At 48.0% G+C, this 15,900-nt stretch carries 14 protein-coding genes and 2 tRNA genes; 2 read left to right on the top strand and 14 right to left on the bottom strand.

The genetic code is table 11. From position 1 onward, the window contains the following. Positions 1–6: 6 nt before the first annotated feature. Positions 7–1,053 (bottom strand): TIGR03857 family LLM class F420-dependent oxidoreductase, encoded by a 1,047-nt coding sequence (locus L9P87_RS08175; RefSeq protein ID WP_237444184.1) that lies wholly within the window; start codon positions 1,051–1,053, stop codon positions 7–9. Positions 1,054–1,492: 439 nt separating this feature from the next. On the opposite strand from L9P87_RS08175, the gene L9P87_RS08170 reads away from it, so the two are divergent. Continuing rightward, positions 1,493–3,253, top strand: a complete 1,761-nt coding sequence (locus tag L9P87_RS08170; protein ID WP_237444183.1) for an acyl-CoA dehydrogenase — start codon at positions 1,493–1,495, stop codon at positions 3,251–3,253. Between the two features lie 255 nt (positions 3,254–3,508). Continuing rightward, positions 3,509–3,838 (top strand): DUF6388 family protein, encoded by a 330-nt coding sequence (locus tag L9P87_RS08165; RefSeq protein ID WP_237444182.1) that lies wholly within the window; start codon positions 3,509–3,511, stop codon positions 3,836–3,838. Between the two features lie 5 nt (positions 3,839–3,843). On the opposite strand, the gene L9P87_RS08160 is transcribed toward L9P87_RS08165, so the two are convergent. The 13 genes from L9P87_RS08160 to nosZ form a co-directional block, all read right to left on the bottom strand. Next, positions 3,844–4,494, bottom strand: a complete 651-nt coding sequence (locus L9P87_RS08160) for a class I SAM-dependent methyltransferase (RefSeq protein WP_237444181.1) — start codon at positions 4,492–4,494, stop codon at positions 3,844–3,846. A gap of 5 nt (positions 4,495–4,499) precedes the next feature. Beyond that, positions 4,500–5,330, bottom strand: coding sequence for a helix-turn-helix domain-containing protein (locus L9P87_RS08155; protein ID WP_237444180.1), 831 nt, complete (start codon positions 5,328–5,330; stop codon positions 4,500–4,502). Positions 5,331–5,489: 159 nt separating this feature from the next. Continuing rightward, positions 5,490–5,566 (bottom strand) — tRNA-Asp (locus tag L9P87_RS08150). A gap of 63 nt (positions 5,567–5,629) precedes the next feature. Further along, positions 5,630–5,706: transfer RNA gene (locus L9P87_RS08145), tRNA-Asp, on the bottom strand. 123 nt (positions 5,707–5,829) lie between these two features. After that, on the bottom strand, positions 5,830–6,561 hold the full coding sequence (locus L9P87_RS08140; protein WP_237444179.1) for an AsmA family protein: 732 nt from the start codon (positions 6,559–6,561) through the stop codon (positions 5,830–5,832). Between the two features lie 263 nt (positions 6,562–6,824). Beyond that, positions 6,825–8,543, bottom strand: coding sequence for a bifunctional isocitrate dehydrogenase kinase/phosphatase (gene aceK / locus L9P87_RS08135; protein WP_237444178.1), 1,719 nt, complete (start codon positions 8,541–8,543; stop codon positions 6,825–6,827). A gap of 105 nt (positions 8,544–8,648) precedes the next feature. Next, a complete protein-coding gene (locus tag L9P87_RS08130; RefSeq protein ID WP_237444177.1) occupies positions 8,649–9,011 on the bottom strand; it encodes a hypothetical protein in 363 nt (120 codons plus the stop codon). A 141-nt stretch (positions 9,012–9,152) separates the two neighbouring features. Continuing rightward, positions 9,153–10,217 (bottom strand): methyltransferase, encoded by a 1,065-nt coding sequence (locus L9P87_RS08125; protein WP_237444176.1) that lies wholly within the window; start codon positions 10,215–10,217, stop codon positions 9,153–9,155. A gap of 45 nt (positions 10,218–10,262) precedes the next feature. Further along, positions 10,263–10,793: a nitrous oxide reductase accessory protein NosL gene (locus tag L9P87_RS08120; protein WP_237444175.1), complete on the bottom strand. Its 531-nt coding sequence runs from the start codon at positions 10,791–10,793 to the stop codon at positions 10,263–10,265. After that, complete coding sequence (locus L9P87_RS08115; protein WP_237444174.1) at positions 10,793–11,623, bottom strand: ABC transporter permease; 831 nt, start codon at positions 11,621–11,623, stop codon at positions 10,793–10,795. The genes L9P87_RS08120 and L9P87_RS08115 overlap by 1 nt, the downstream gene beginning before the upstream one ends. After that, positions 11,616–12,566: an ABC transporter ATP-binding protein gene (locus L9P87_RS08110; protein ID WP_237444173.1), complete on the bottom strand. Its 951-nt coding sequence runs from the start codon at positions 12,564–12,566 to the stop codon at positions 11,616–11,618. The genes L9P87_RS08115 and L9P87_RS08110 overlap by 8 nt, the downstream gene beginning before the upstream one ends. Beyond that, complete coding sequence (locus tag L9P87_RS08105; RefSeq protein ID WP_237444172.1) at positions 12,566–13,858, bottom strand: nitrous oxide reductase family maturation protein NosD; 1,293 nt, start codon at positions 13,856–13,858, stop codon at positions 12,566–12,568. The genes L9P87_RS08110 and L9P87_RS08105 overlap by 1 nt, the downstream gene beginning before the upstream one ends. 129 nt (positions 13,859–13,987) lie before the next feature. Continuing rightward, positions 13,988–15,895: a TAT-dependent nitrous-oxide reductase gene (nosZ, locus tag L9P87_RS08100; protein ID WP_237444171.1), complete on the bottom strand. Its 1,908-nt coding sequence runs from the start codon at positions 15,893–15,895 to the stop codon at positions 13,988–13,990. Positions 15,896–15,900: the final 5 nt, after the last annotated feature.

Here is a 15,900-nt window from a genome sequence, read left to right as displayed (position 1 = left end):
ATGGTCTCAACGAGGCAGTGCGGCATAGGCCTGGATAATAGGGGCGAACTCACTGGGCGTTGAACCATGAATAACGAGACCATCAGCGCCATTAGCGAATTGATTCTGCCAGGCTTGTGCGCAGCTTTCAGCATTGCCTGTGGCAGCCGGCAGCCATTCGCTGGGAATGAGTTGGCTGATCTGATCCAGTTGCTCAAGGGTGGCGACGCTGTCGATGCCCCCGGCCATAGACTTAACCAGATCGTTGGCGCGGAAGGCGGTGAGGACTTCGGGGTCCCACTCATTGAGTTCAATTAGCATTTCAATATAACCAGGCGCCTGCATGTAGGTGGCCATTCTTGCAACCAGCTTTGTCAGGTAGTCCTCTTCAGTTAAATTCAATGCCGTGGCATAAACAGCATGAAGTTTGATATCGCTTGTAGGTCGACCGGCTTGTTCTGCACCCTCTTGTATAAATTGTTTGGCGCGTCGCAAACCATGGTCGGTGACAAAGGTGTGCAAGTGTACGCCATCAAAATGTTTGCCGGCGAATCGTAGGCTTTTGGGGCCAAAACCGACAAAGTGAATGGGGAGTCTGGCGTCCAGCCAGTCACCCATATTGAGGTATGGGTAGTTTCCCATTAGCCCATCATGGCCTATGATTTTTTCACCCTTCAACAGCCTGCGTAAAAGCTCTACACCCTCGGCAAGTTGGGCATTGTTAACATTTTTCAGCCCCATTAATTGATTGCGAATAGCCACTCCTCGTGCCAAACCGAGTTCGAAGCGGCCGTTGGAGAGGTGATGTAATGAGCTGCACATAGTGGCCAAAATCATCAGGTGTCGGGTGTGGATATTGGTGCCAGCGGTGGCCACATGGATGCAATTTGTCACCGCCAAGGCTGCGGCGCAAATAACACCGGCATCTTTGACATCGAAGCGTTCGGACAGCCAAACCTTCCCCAGGCCTAGCGCCTCAGCTTGTTTTGCCTCCTCAATAGCCTCGGCAGGCGTGGTGGTATGCCCAGGTAATAAATAGCAGCTTAATTCGGGAAATGTAGGGGTAATCTTCATAGTGTGTCCTTGATGTAGCTCGCTGGCCTGTTGTTATTATTATACGGTTGAATCTGTAGTCAGCATCTCTCAAGTGATGAGCGAAAACCTCTATATTGCAGCAATATTCACAGCGAAGCGATCGCTATTGAATTATCTATTGTCTTCGGCGCCTAAACATTCATCAGTTTGATAATTGTCATAGATATTTGAAACGCAATGTTAGCAGTGTTAACCTTATTCGATTGGCCGTCATTCATCGGGCCAATTTCCGATACTTGGGATGTGTTTAATGCTGTCTATAAACGGCAGTGTGACGTAGTCATTACCTAGCTTCTATACTGATCGATGCGGGTAATGACTACTTGTGAATAGGCTTGATAGTTATAGTTTGAGCCGGCTTAAAAGCCAATAAATACCGCTTAGTTAATGAATTTTAAGAAAGATTGAGGTTATAGAGATGAGTGATTATCAGCCACCGTTACGCGATATTCGATTTAATCTAGAGGAGCTTGTTGATCTTGACGGCGTTTGTCAGGCCACGGCAAATGCCGACTGCGATGCCGAAATTGTCAATGCCATCCTCGAAGAGGCTGGACGTCTTTGTGCCGAAGAAATTGCACCGCTTAACCAAAGCAGTGATCAGGCGGGCTCAACCTTTGCTGACCGAGCAGTGACTCAGGCCCCTGGCTTAGACAAGGCCTATCAGCATTATATTGATGGTGGCTGGGGTAGTTTGTCGGAAGACGTTGAGTACGGTGGCCAGGGCTTGCCAAAACTCTTGAGCACGACGTTACAGGAAATGGTGCAATCGGCTAACTTATCGTTCAGCCTTTGCCCGATGCTGAGTCAGGGTTCTATTGAGGCGATCAGCCTGCATGCCAGTGAAGAATTAAAACAAGCCTACCTGCCGAAGATGATTTCAGGCGAGTGGACGGGAACCATGAACTTGACCGAGCCACAGGCTGGGTCAGACTTGGCCGCTATTCGCAGTAAGGCAGAACCCGATGGTGACGGGTATCGGATCTTTGGTCAGAAGATCTTCATCACCTGGGGTGATCATCAAATGACTGAGAATATTGTTCATTTGGTGTTGGCAAGATTACCGGATGCACCGCCAGGTGTTAAGGGTATCTCATTGTTTGTGGTGCCTAAGTTCTTGGTCAATGAGGATGGTAGCCTGGGTGAGCGTAACGATGTTTATCCAGCCTCTATCGAGCACAAGATGGGTATTCACGCTAGCCCAACCTGTGTCATGGCATTCGGTGATGATATTGGTGCCAAAGGCTATCTTGTGGGCGAGGCCAATAACGGCTTGGTCTATATGTTCTCAATGATGAATAATGCTCGACTGGGCGTGGGTATGCAGGGTGTCGCTGTCAGCGAGCGCTCATACCAGCATGCAGTCTCTTTCGCTAAAGAGCGTGTTCAGGGCATGACGGTCAGCGGTCCAGGCGGTATTGTTAAGCATCCTGATGTACGCCGTATGCTAATGACAATGCGTGCCGCAACTGAGGCGGGACGCTCTATGCTGTACACCTCGATGGCGGCAGTGGATTTGGCTCACAGTGCAACCGACGCGGATGTTAAGGCTAAGGCGAGTCGCCGTGTTGCATTGCTGACACCAGTGTCGAAGGGATGGGCGACTGAAATGTCGCTAGAAGTGACCTCCCTCGGTGTTCAGGTTCACGGCGGTATGGGCTTTATCGAAGAAACTGGCGCTGCGCAATATCAACGCGATGCGCGTATTTTGCCTATCTACGAAGGCACTACCGGTATTCAGGCTGCTGACCTGATCGGTCGCAAATTCCTGCGCGACAACGGTCGTGGTATGAATGAACTGTTGGCTGATATCGATGCCGACATTGCGGCGGCTAAGTCTGTTGAGGGTATTGAAGATGTTGTTGCTGTGGTTGAGCAGGCTGTGACACGCTACAAGTCACTACTGACAACCATACAGTCGAATGGTGAAGATGCCGTTTGGGTGGGCAGTGTGGCGACCAGCTTCATGATGCTTTCCGGTTATGTGTGGGGGGGCTGGTTGATGCTGAAGTCTGCTGCTGCCTCGGCGCCGAAACAGCAGGATGAGCCGTTCTACCGTAATAAGGTTGTCACTGCGCGTGTCTTCTGCCAGCAGTTGCTGCCCCGTGCTGAAGCCTTGCTGCAGAGCATTGAGTGTGGCGCCGGTGCAATTATGGATATTCCAGAAGATGAGCTCTAGCCGCTGAAAAGAATGAAAAAGGCGCCTTCTGGCGCCTTTTTTGTTTTTACCGCGGCATTTTTTTAGTTTTAAAACGGACGTTTTTTAAGCATTATTTGTAATATTGAATTCGTAGGCAAGGTGATTTTTTTTTGCTAATCTGTTTGAACGCCGTTAAAAAACGGCAGTTGAAAATGCGATATAACAACAATAACACTATTTGAAACCGCCCTGAGAGCAATAATTTTAAGCGGTTAAATTCTATTGGAGTTCAATATGTTAGTGGCAAAAAGTAAACGTTATGAAGTTGCCTGCGATCGTTTTTTAGCGGCTCATCCTTTAATTCAGACCGAGGTTGAAGAGCTGGATGATAAGGCTGCCAGTGCTCAAGGCTTAAGCTGTGAGCAGTTGAAGGCTAATACGGTTTACGGTGCTTTTGCCGCACATGCTCAGAAAGAGGGAATGGATACCGCTGAATATACCTTGAGTGTTCTTGCGGACAGCCCTGAAGAGCTCAAGCAGATGCAGTTGGAGTATCAGCACGAGACAGCAGAGGCCCTGGGCATGACCTGGGATGAGTACTGTGACGAGTACGGTGAGCAGTAAATCGCTCAGAAACGAAATAAATCCTCGGTGAAGTCGCTGGTTTGATCGTTGTAAAATTGCTTGCTCTCGAGCAGGCGGCTGGAGACAACGGTGAAATGCGGCGATAATAACTCTCTGTATTGCTGGCGAGTTCGACTGTAGGCGTATTGATCAACAAACTGATATTCTTCGACAAACCGTTGCTGCTCAGCGGCGGTTGGTACCGTGAGATAAAGATACTTCACCCGCAGGGCCAGTGTGGGTATTACCGCGGCCAGTTCTTGGTCATTAAGGTATTGCAAAACCGACGTACAGATACCAAGATCGAAGCGCTTGTGCTGGCTGCTATCGCGACACCAGCTCGCCAGATCAGTTTGCAGTAGTTGAGGTTGATAACGCTTTAACACGGTTTGGGCTTTGATAAAGGCGCTGGCGCTCGGTTCGAGCCCGAGGCTACGATAAGGCTTAAAGGTATCGAGGGCCGCTGAAAACAGGTGGCCAGGGCCGAAGCCAAAATCGGCGATGCTGCGAATGGCGATCTGGTCGAGGGCGAATACCGCCTTTAGATAGTGGGCGTGGTCACGTGCGTTATACATGCCATCCATGTCGTCGACATCGGCATAGTTTTCGAGCCAATAGTTTTCACTGAAGCCCTCTGCACCTTTTTCCTGTTTCATCGCGATTAAAACTCACTGAATAAAAGCGGGTGACTGATATCGTCAAGGTCATCACTGGTAAACATGGGCTGACCATCGGCACGATGGAAGCTGGACATGATGATACGGGGGTCGCTGATAAACGGTGTGGCGCCGACGGTATGGTTGATGCAAAGTAATTCATCGACACCGTTCTGTGGTGTTCTGACATCAATTCTGAAGCTATGTTGGTAGCCAAACTGATCACTTTTCTGCTGCCAATTCTCAGGAGTGTCAGGATAGGCCAGCAATTGTACCAGCACCTCTTCAGCCCTGGCGTCGTCGGTGAGCAACACTTCCTGCTGAAGGTTCATCAGCAGTGCGCAGGCGATATTCTCCCAATCGATCAGCAGTGGCTTGAGGCCATTATCGGCAAAATACAGATGGTATGAGTTGATATTAGGGGTTTGGATCAGTTCTTTGGCGCAGCCTTGATGAAGCTTTACCCAGCCGCGATTGACCATCAAAATATTGCCATAGGCATCAGATGCGCAGGCCGGCGTCGGCTCTAAACTGGCCAGTGATAATTGCAGGGTCTTGGTGGTTAAGCGGTGGCGCTGTAAGTCGGACTCGCTGTCACTCTGGGTAAAGCCAGCGGCGACTAATAAGTTGTTTCGATCTCTGGGCGACAGCTTGAAGACGTCGGCAATTTTAATGACAAGGTTGCGGCCTGGGTTGGAGCGGCCGGTCTCTAAAAAACTAATATGCCGACCAGAAACATCGACTTCAAGAGACAGCTCTTCCTGGCTGATGCCACGGGTGTTGCGCCACAGCTTGAGCAAGCGGCCAAAAGCATTGTGTTTTGAGCTCTTTGACAAGACGTTGCTCCAGAAAAGCGTTGAGTTGAAGAGTCTTAATAGCGGACTTATTCTACGAGGTAATGTATGGGGGGTAAATGACTGCAGGGCAATAACGGGAATATAGTTACTATCAACCGATATTATGCCATTTTACTTGAAGAGTATGTGTCGAAAGAGTGGCGGGCCGGACGGGACTCGAACCCGCGACCTCCGGCGTGACAGGCCGGCATTCTAACCAGCTGAACTACCGGCCCGCAATAGGAGCTGATTGATGAGTCAACCAGCCTAGATAACTTCGTATGCCGCTATAAAATAAGTGGCGGGCCGGACGGGACTCGAACCCGCGACCTCCGGCGTGACAGGCCGGCATTCTAACCAGCTGAACTACCGGCCCGTTACGAAGTGGGCGCATTATAGCCATGCACTTTGGTATCTGACAAGCCCTCTTTGCACTTTTTTTTTGATCCTTTTGTTCGACTTAATATTGTCATCCGCCAGCTGGTTAATAAAGCATCGATTATTGCTGGCGTTGTTGTAGTCGTTGCTGTGTTTTTTGGCGAATATGCTGACGAAATTCAGGGGATTTTATCAGCGCTGCACCGAGTTCAAGCTGGAGCCGCCCTAAGATGGAACCTATAATTGCGCTGGCAGTTTGGCCGTGGTCTGGGTGGCCAAGCTCGTAGAGGGTCAGGGGGGCAAGCTCAAGTGTCAGTGGCTTGCTACTGATGTCATCGCTGTTGGCGGTGATTGTCGTACGGTTGATTGTCAGTTGATCGAGGCTGTAAAGCTGCTGCTCAGGGCGTTTCTGTGTGGCTTTATCCGGCATGGAGACGAACTCGATTTCATCGTAGTTGACGGTCGAGGTGAAACTCTCAGGCAAGTTGGCCAGTAAGCGGGTCAGATTGCTGCGTCGTCCGGCTTTGCTGTAGTTGATTTTAATTTGCTCAATGATTAAGCGGTGAAAGATGGTCGGGTTGGACCATACTGATAGCAGGTCAATTTCAACCACCAGCTGGGTGACAGAAATCGCATCAATGTCGTCGAAACCATCGGGGTTGGCAATGCTTAATTGGTCGATGGTGATACTGGTGCAGCTTAGGCATAGTTCGACCTGGTTAATCGATACCGCTGTTTTTAACAGCGCAGATAAACCGCTTTGTAGGCTTTGGCCAATGAGCCGCGGGCTGTTGATAAAGGCCGTCACGCCTAAGAAAACAAGAAGTGTTATAGAAATAAGAAGTTTTTTCATCGTTGAGGAGACGTTGTCATTGTTAGTTTTCTACCCTGAGCGTTTTGATGATTTAATATAACAGTTTGCCTCAGCCTGTGGCTAATTGCGGAGGCAATTAAGCCGTCAGGCAGCCACTATCGTTAAACACTCCACAGATTCTGTGGATAAGTCTGGTGATGGAAGTGAGATAACCCTCGCCAGTGCCGGTCAGTGCTAACGCTCCTACTATTGCTCAATAAGTAAACGCTGAAAATCAACAGGTTTGTGCGTGCCAGAGGTTATCAGTGTGAAAAGCGCCGGTTTCTTCGATAGGGAAATACATCCATAATTTGACCTTGTTCTATATTGCGCTGCAGGCTTAGCCAGTACTCAGGGGTATAGAGGTCGGCATGGAGCTGGTCAAAGGCTTTGCGTGCTTTGCGGTTGCCGGCGAAGAAAAGGCCAAATTCTTCCGGAAAAATATCAAAGTCATCGACGGAGTACCAAGGTGTCGAGGCCATCTCCTGTTCCGGCGTCTGAGGTTCTGGGATTTTGCGGAAATTACACTCGGTGATAAAGCAGATTTCATCGTAATCATAAAACACCACGCGACCGTGACGTGTGACGCCGAAGTTCTTCAGCAGCATATCGCCGGGAAAAATATTGGCGGCTGCAAGTTGCTTAATCGCATTGCCGTATTCATCCATTACCTGCCATATTTCATCGTCAGTGGCAGTGCTGAGGTAGATATTAAGCGGTGTCATGCGACGTTCGATATACAGATGCTTAATGATGATGTCGCTACCCTTCTCTTGGAGTAACGAGGGGGCGACCTGATAAAGTTCATCCAATAGCTCTTGGGTGAACAAGCTCTTAGGGATGCGGAAGTGTTTGAACTCTTGCGTGTCAGCCATTCGCCCAACACGGTCGTGATGGGTAACCAATCGGTATTTCTGTTTCACTATCTCTCGGGTAACTTGTTTGGGCGGGGCGAACTTGTCCTTAATCAGCTTAAAGACTATATCGAGTGATGGCAGAGTAAATACTGTCATGACCATGCCCTTGATACCGGGTGCAATAATCAGCTGGTCGTTGGAGTGCTCGATATTATCGAGAAAATCACGGAAGAACTGTGTTTTAGCATGCTTTCTAAAGCCAATGCAGCTATATAGCTCAGAAATCGGCTTGCTGGGTATCAAACCATGTAAAAAACTGACTATTTGCGACGGCACTTGAGAGTCGACCATGAAATACCAGCGGGTAAAGCTGAAGATGATACTGACTTCGTCCGGCTCAAAAATAAGTGTGTCAATACAGAGCCCCTGCCCGGGTTTGTTGATGATGGGGATGACAAACGGCAGTGGAGGCGTGTCGTCATTGAAAATTCTGCCGACGAGGTAAGCGCCTTTGTTGCGATAAAACACTGGCTTGAGCACGTCGACTCGTATATTAACCATATCGCCCTTAATTTTAGGGGTGATGGCTTTGACGGCGATGACGGTGGCGGTTCGAATATCGCGGTCGAGGTTTTCATAGTCGACGTTGAACTCAAACTCGGCAATGATATCGCGAATTAACTTATTGATATTTTGATGGGTATGGTAGGTGCGGTATATCGGAAAGTCGAGGCTGGGGTCGGCGGCCATTTTCGAACTTAAAACAAAGGCTAAATCATTGTTGATATTGTGATGTTCGAAGATGGAGCAGAAGGTGGAGTTAAAAAAGCTCTCGGCAATTTCATAATTGATGTGATGCTTGATCAGCTCGCGATAGTATTGTTTGGCCTGTTGCCAGAGTGCCAGATCTCTTAACTGGGAACCTGCCAAGGTTTTGAGTAAATCATTCAGCTGCAGGGTTTTACTTTTGTAAATTTCTAGTCGTGTTTTTTGCGCATCGTGCACCGCTTGCCAGTCAGCCTGCTCAAAGCGTGCCTTGGCACCAAGGGTAATATTTTGAAAGTCGGCAAACATTGCCTCAAAACTATTGAGTATGGAGCGAGCGAGATATACGGAAGTTGCCATAGTGCTTACAGTGCTATTTGAAAACTACTATCAGAGCATAAATACTGACGCTTGACCAATGCTCGCGTGGTCATGGCGATTGATCGTTAGCCGTTGATGAAGCGGTCAGAGCTCTAACCCTGAAATTTGTTTGGCTTGCTCCAGTGCTGAGTGGCAAAAAAGGGTGTTATCGAGTTGGTTGTTAACCACCAGCCAGTCGCAATGCTGGCGGCGAGTGTCACTATAATTAAGCAGTAGTATATCGCTGTAGTGTCCGTCTGGGCTGTATATCAGATGTTGCCTGGTAAGCTTTCTAATGAATTTTCTCGCGCTTAACTCACTGTGAAAGTGTACCGCAATGAGGAAGTTATCTTGACTGATGGCATCGCAAGGGGAATCGAAAATAAGCTGATTAATGCCACCGGGGTAATTGCTTTCTAGACTGAAGCGGCGGGTGATCACTGCAATATGCTTGATTTGAATGGTCATTGCTGCCTCAAATACTATCGATATATTAACCAGATTATTGCATTAACTATAGACGCCGATAGCGAGGTTGTAACGAAGAGGGTAAACAGCGAGGGGAGAGTCGCTAACGCAGACACTATCCCCTGCTGAAAAGACGCTGAATTAAGGTGACTTGCTACACTTGATCAGGCTGTGGCCGAGGCCGACACCGTCTACCTGTTCGATGACTGTTAGTCCGGCTTCCTCGATCAGCGCCAGCATTTGCTCCGAGTGGTAAAAATGGCTATTACCATTGGCCAGTACGGTGAAGTAAAGCGAGGTGCAGTTGAGGCTCAGTGCGGCAGCCTCATAGGCCTGCCTATCCCAAAACAGCTCTAGAATATAGACCACGGCGTCATCGCGCATCGCCTCTTTTACCCTGTGTAAAATGCTGACGATTTGCTCGCTGGAGAAGCAGTCGAGGAATTGGCTCATCCAATAAACATCGGCACCCGATGGGATCGGGGTGTCGTCGACGAGGAGGTCGATGGCGTGGGTATGGATCCGTTCAGCATAGCCGTGCTTTTCAGCCTCGGCCGCTGCCGTTTTAGTCTGTTGGGGTAGGTCGACAATAGTCACCTCGACATCATTGTCATGCTCTACGCACTTGCGAGCCCAGCGACCAGTATTACCGCCAATGTCGAAAATCTGTCGTGGTTTTATCGCAAAAACTTGCTGTAACAAAACGGGGAATGCCTGATCAGAATAGAAATGATCGAAGGCGAACCAGCTACTTTTCTGTTGTGGTGTTAGCTCAGATAGGGCGGGGTAAATTGTAGGCCAAGGGCCTAGCTCTTTCAGGCCGGCTGGCTTGCCAGTGACAATGGCTTCCTGCAAATGATCCATGCCGCGATAACAAATATCCTGGCAGAAATCCATATTCACCCGGGTCATATCATCGTGAAGAATGAAGAAGCCAACCTTGCTGAGCGTGAAAAGGCCGTTGTCGAGATAGACGACGCGGGCGCTGAGGCCTACATCGAGTAACACCGATACACCATAGACGCTGAGGCCGCATTGCTGTGCAATGGTCTCGCAATCACTTTGTCGCTTGGGTGAGTTGTCTAAAACGGTTAAAATCCCTAAGTCGCGTAGGGCTTGTGTTGCCTGAAAAAGAATGGGGCCAAACGCCAATGCTTGGGCATGTGACTTTGCATCTTTGGCGTTCATATCATCGGAATTGTACAAAATTTGCCTGCTATTATAGTGCTTATGTATGCATATGATATCATATCAATCAGGGTTCATAGGCTGATGGCTCATCTTATTAAGCACCTCGATGTCGATCTGTTTGAAGGTGAATAAACTCCCTCCCTGCTCACGAACAAAATTAGTCGCATCGGCGCGGGTAGAAAATGAGGCGAGAGCGGGTCCCATGGCGCCGTTGAGTTTATGGCCGCTGACAAAGAAAGCGCTGCTTGCATCGATGTACTGTGCGCTCTCTTGATGGTCCCAGGGTGCGCTGGAAACATCGTGAACAAAAATATGTTCAATCCGATGTCGATGCTCTGGCTGCAGAGCATAAGCGAACATGTCACGGGTGGAGCAGAAGCGTTTGGGGTGGTTCAGCCCTCGCTCAAATATTTGTCCTTTTGGTCCGGGGAAGGCGTTAATGTACATGCCACACAAATCACATTCATCGTGATCTTGAATAATGACTGGTTTCGGCGATGCTAGCGGTTGTTCCTTTTTTTCCTCACAGCCTGATAATAATACGAACAAAATGATAGCGATATTGGGTAAAAAACCAGCGATATTTTTCATTATTCTGATAACTCTTTACGGTTAAATATCCACCATGAGCCTAACAAAGGTAAGGTCACCCAGAGCAACATGACGATGATGAGGTAGGCGGTACCGTCGGCGCCATGTGTTGCAATTTGTAGTACGCCAGAATAACGATCAGCCTCAATGACGGTATAAACCAGAATGCGGAAAACGTCAGTCGGGTTTACCCATAGCAGAAAGGGTACCAGGGTTTGGTTAATGTTGCCGTCGCTGGCCACCAGGATTGCCATTAATAGTAGGTCAAAGACAAGCACGGATAAGAACCAGGCAATCAAGGCAAGCCCTGCAGCCTTGGATTTCTCCGTTACCGACACGCTGATAATATAGGCCAGCGCGATAAAGACCCAGCCCAACAAACTGGCGAGGATAATGAACTGTGAGAAAGCTGTTAGCACCACTGGCACGTCTACATCGCTGATGAGGCATATAATGACCGCAGGTAGACCAAAGCCAAGGGCTGAGGCCAGGGTGATGATGCTGGCTTGGCCGACAAACTTGCCTAATAGCAGTTGCGCTTTACTGATCGGGTAGGTCATTAGTAATAATAAGGTGCCTTGTTCCAGTTCACCGACAAAGCAATTGTAGGACAGCATCAGTGCTATCAGCGGAACCAGCATTACGGATAAACTGGCAAGGCTGACCAAGGTAGACTCCAGCGATGAAAAACCTAGCACCCCAGCTGCGGCTGAGCCAAAATAAGCCAGACCCAGAGACATCAAGATAAAAATAAGGGTAATGGCGCCAGCCCAGCGGTTGCGAATGCCGTCATGAAATTCTTTTTGTGCAACAATAAAAATTTTATTCATTAATACCTTCCCCCACTGGTTGCTTACGCGTCGAATAAAATCGATATAAGTCCTCTAGCGAAGGCAGTTGAATATGGAGGTCCTGCAGTGCTTCTGATGTGGACAAACGCTTAAGAATATCGAGCTTCTTCTCTGTCTGGGCGGTAAATCGAACGAGGCCTTCCCCGGATGCTTCTCCAGACCACTCGGTGTCATCGATCACCCCGCTCAATTTATGCTCTATTTCAGAGCGAGACATACCAGACACAGAAATTTCAATAGGCAGTTTGGCGAAAGATCTTAGCTCATCCAGAGGCCCAAGCGCTAATTTATAGCCCTTGCTTAAGATCATAGCTCGATCGATATGTTGCTCGACTCCGGGTAATATGTGAGAGCATAAGATAACTGCGCAGCCACCCGATTTAAGGCGGTCGACGGTTTGATAAAAGTCCTGTGTTGCGACCGGATCGAGACCAACAGTTGGCTCATCAAGGATTAATAATTTAGGCTCTCCCAGAAAAGCCTGAGCCAAGCCTAATCGTTGGCGCATGCCTTTTGAGTATGTTTTTACCGCACGATCGCAGGCCTGAGTTAGGCTGACTGCCGCTAGCAACTCGTCTGCCTGAGTCTTACTGTGGCCTTTTAATTTAGCCAAATAGTGAAGAACTTCTCGACCTGTTAGTTGCTCATAAAAGCTGACATTCTCTGGCAGGTAGCCGAATAGGGTTCGGTAGCTATGGGCTTGATTGCTTCGGGGGCAATGACCAAGCACTGATACATTCCCGGCACTAGGTTTTAATACACCTAGGATGATTTTCATCAAGGTGGTTTTGCCCGCACCGTTGTGGCCAAATAGCCCTAATACTTCGCCTGCTTTGACCGACATGGTTAAGGGGTGGAGAGCGTCGACAGTCGGGTAGTATTTACAGGCAGCTGTTAATTCAACAGCGATGTCGTTTGTCATTATTTTACCGCCATGGCCATGTTAGGCTTCATCAGTGGACTGGAATCTTTCACCCCAGGTGATTTTAAAACGGGAAACTGTTGCTGAACCCAGCGCAATAATAAAATGGCAGGACTGTCCATTAAAAACTTAGCTTCCGGGTATTTCCAAAATAATTTATCGATACTATCATTTGGCTCGAAGGGAATATCGCCCTTACCGTCGCCGGACATATCCCAGCCTCTGTAGTTACTCCAATAATTACCCTGTCGTACGCCATTGATTTCTTGGCTCCACTCCTGTTTTTTGTTGGAGACGTACTTTACTTGTATCTGATTGTCGATGAAGTTATTACCTGAGACTTCCACCTCTTCTGAACCGGCGGTTAAATGAATTCCGATCTCAGCGTTTTCGATATGATTGTTGCGAATAGTATTGTAGCCTGAGTTGTAGATGAAAAGCCCCTTTCCGTCGCGGCCGAGAACTTTTTTATCCGCCGGTGTCCAAACATTTTTAACGATATTATCTTCGAAGTTTGAGTAAATAATAAAATTTATTAGGAAGCCATAGTCATCACTGTTTTCAGTAGTGTTTCCACGAATTTCAAGATTCCTTGAGTTCATCATGGCGTATCCAGCGCGTGTGTTGTAGGCGTGGTTGTAGATTATTTTATTATCATAAGAATACATGTAATGAATGCCATAGCGTAAATCGTGTACGGTATTGTTACTAATGGTGTTGTTGGTGCTTGAAATCACATATAGCCCGTCACGGCTTTTGCTGATGTTGTTGCCAGTCACCTTGGTGTTTTTTATGTTGGAAATTTGGATGCCATTGCCGCGGTCAGATGAACGCATTGTATCGTTGCCAATGACGACGTTATTGGAAATAGTATTGTGCTCACCGTTTTGTAGCCAGACGCCAAAGCCATCGCCTTTTAGCAGGCAGTTTTTAATGGTGATGTTATTAGATTTTCTGTCGGAGTAAATACCAGAATTTTGTTCTGTAAGATCATCTCCCCAGTTGACGATACTAAGAGAGCCGATAGTCACATTCTCAGCATTAATTAAGAGCCCGTGACCATGCCCCTGAGCATCGAGGGTGGCCTCCATACCTGATAGATCAATGCTGTGGTTAATAACAAAGTTGCCTAAATATTTTCCTGGCAGTAACTGTACTTGATCCCCAGGGCTAGCAGAGTCGAGTATTGTCTGGAGTGAGTCTTGTGTGGAGACCTGCCATATTTTGGCATTCGCAACGGGAATAAATATTATTAAAGTAAGATTGAAAATTATTTTTTTTACTGACTTCAAAAGCGTCCTCTCTTTTTTAATTCAAGTAAAAAGGGAGCTGATTGCTCAAAAAATAGATATAGCTAGGCTAAATAAAAATTATAGAGGTGGCCTTTGTAGGCTCACCTCAAGTGCCGAGACTATCTACTGTTACTCTGCCGATACAAACATACGGCCCCGCATTTCCATGTGCAAAGCATGGCAGAACCAATTGCAATAGTACCATTGAACCCCCGGTTTATCGGCGATGAAGGTAATCGATGCGGTTGCCTGTGGCGCGACTTCCATTTGTACCCCGTGGTTAGTCAAACAGAAACCGTGTGTTACGTCTTCAATTTTATCTAAATTAGTAACGACGACAGTAACCTCATTCCCCAACTTGACCTTGAAGTCATTCATGCCGAAGGCTGGCGCTACCGAGGTCATATAAACACGAACCTTATTACCGTCACGGATTATCTTGTTATCACTCTCAACATTGACACCATCTCTCTTCGCCATGGCAACAGTCTCTGCGAAGATTGGATCGTCTCGGGTCCAGACCTTCTTAGGCTTTACCTTGCTGCGGTGAACAATCATGCAGTCATGTGGTTCAGCATAGGTCGGGCCATCGTGTACTAGCTTCATCTCGTCGCCAGAGATGTCAATCAGCTGGTCATTTTCAGGGTGCAACGGCCCCACGGGGAGGAATCTGTCTTTCGAAAATTTACATAATGAGATTAGCCACTTCCCGTCAGCGTCTCGGGTTTCGCCCTGCGATGTATGGTTGTGCCCTGGCTGATAATGCACATCCAATTTTTGACGTATATAGTTGACCTTTTTGCCTTGGTAAGCCTCAATAGCCTCTTCAACATTCCACTTGGCTATTTGGCTATCCAAGAATAAGGTGGTGTAGGCATTGCCGCGATTATCGAAGGCTGTATGCAGTGGCCCAAGACCCAGCTCAGGCTCTGCCACGATGGCATCGCGGGGCTTTATTTTATCATCGAATAAGTCGGCGAGTTTCTTGATGGAAATAACTGAGACAGTGGGTGAAAGTTTACCGTTAGCGACAAAATACTTGCCATCAGAAGAGGTGTTTAGACCGTGCGGAGACTTGGGCACAGGAATGTAACGCGTTAGATTGGAACCCTTGGTGCCATCTAATACTGGCACCTTATTGTCATTGTAAGTTTTAAATTTTCCAGCCTTGAGTGCTTTCTCGCAGGCGTGTAGATCAAAAATGACAACATGGTCTCGCTCGGCAACGACCATTTCGCCCAAGGTCATACCCATTTCGGAGTTGTAACATGTCGAGGCAAAGAATCGACCATCGTAATCCGCATCAGTATTATCCAGGTTACCGTCAACCATCACTTGGAATGCGACCTCCATAGCCTCGGCATCGATAACATTGAACAACGAGCGGTAGGTGCTAACGTCTTCCATCGAAGACTTGCCATCGTTGTTCATTGGAATTTCAAATTCAGCATTACAGATGACATACTTAGTATATGGCACCTTCTGTACACGCAGGCCATGAATCGCCTGTACGTTTGGGATGGTGATCATCTTATCTGTTTTCATCACGTCACATCGGACGCGCGCAACCCGAGAATTGGCCTTGTCATTAATGAAAACATATTTACCGTTGTAATGGCCGTCAGTCATGCTCATGTGAGGGTGGTGACAATCGCCAGCGTGTATGTGAGCGCTGTCGCCCTTAACGCGCTTAGATTCGTTGGTAAGCCCCCAGCCTGTTGCGCTGTCTGTATTAAAGACGGGAATACGCATGAGTTCCCGCATAGATGGAATACCTAAAATACGGATTTCACCTGAGTGACCGCCACTCCAGAAACCATAGTATTCATCGAGCTCGCCTGGATGAACTGAGGTATCGTTGCGAATTTCGGCGGCCTGAGTTTTTGCGCTAGCGGCAAACATTGCTGCCGTCATTGGCACCGCTCCTGCTGCGGCAACAGCCCCGGCACCTAAGAAACCGCGTCGGCTAAGTCCGTTAGAGCTGTCTTCGGCATTAATCTCGCCAGATAGTTCTGTTGGGTTATCATTCTTTTTCATAATAT

Source organism: Sinobacterium norvegicum, from assembly GCF_923077115.1.
Classification (GTDB): domain Bacteria; phylum Pseudomonadota; class Gammaproteobacteria; order Pseudomonadales; family Sinobacteriaceae; genus Sinobacterium; species Sinobacterium norvegicum.
This window is presented reverse-complemented; position numbering and strand designations above follow the sequence as displayed.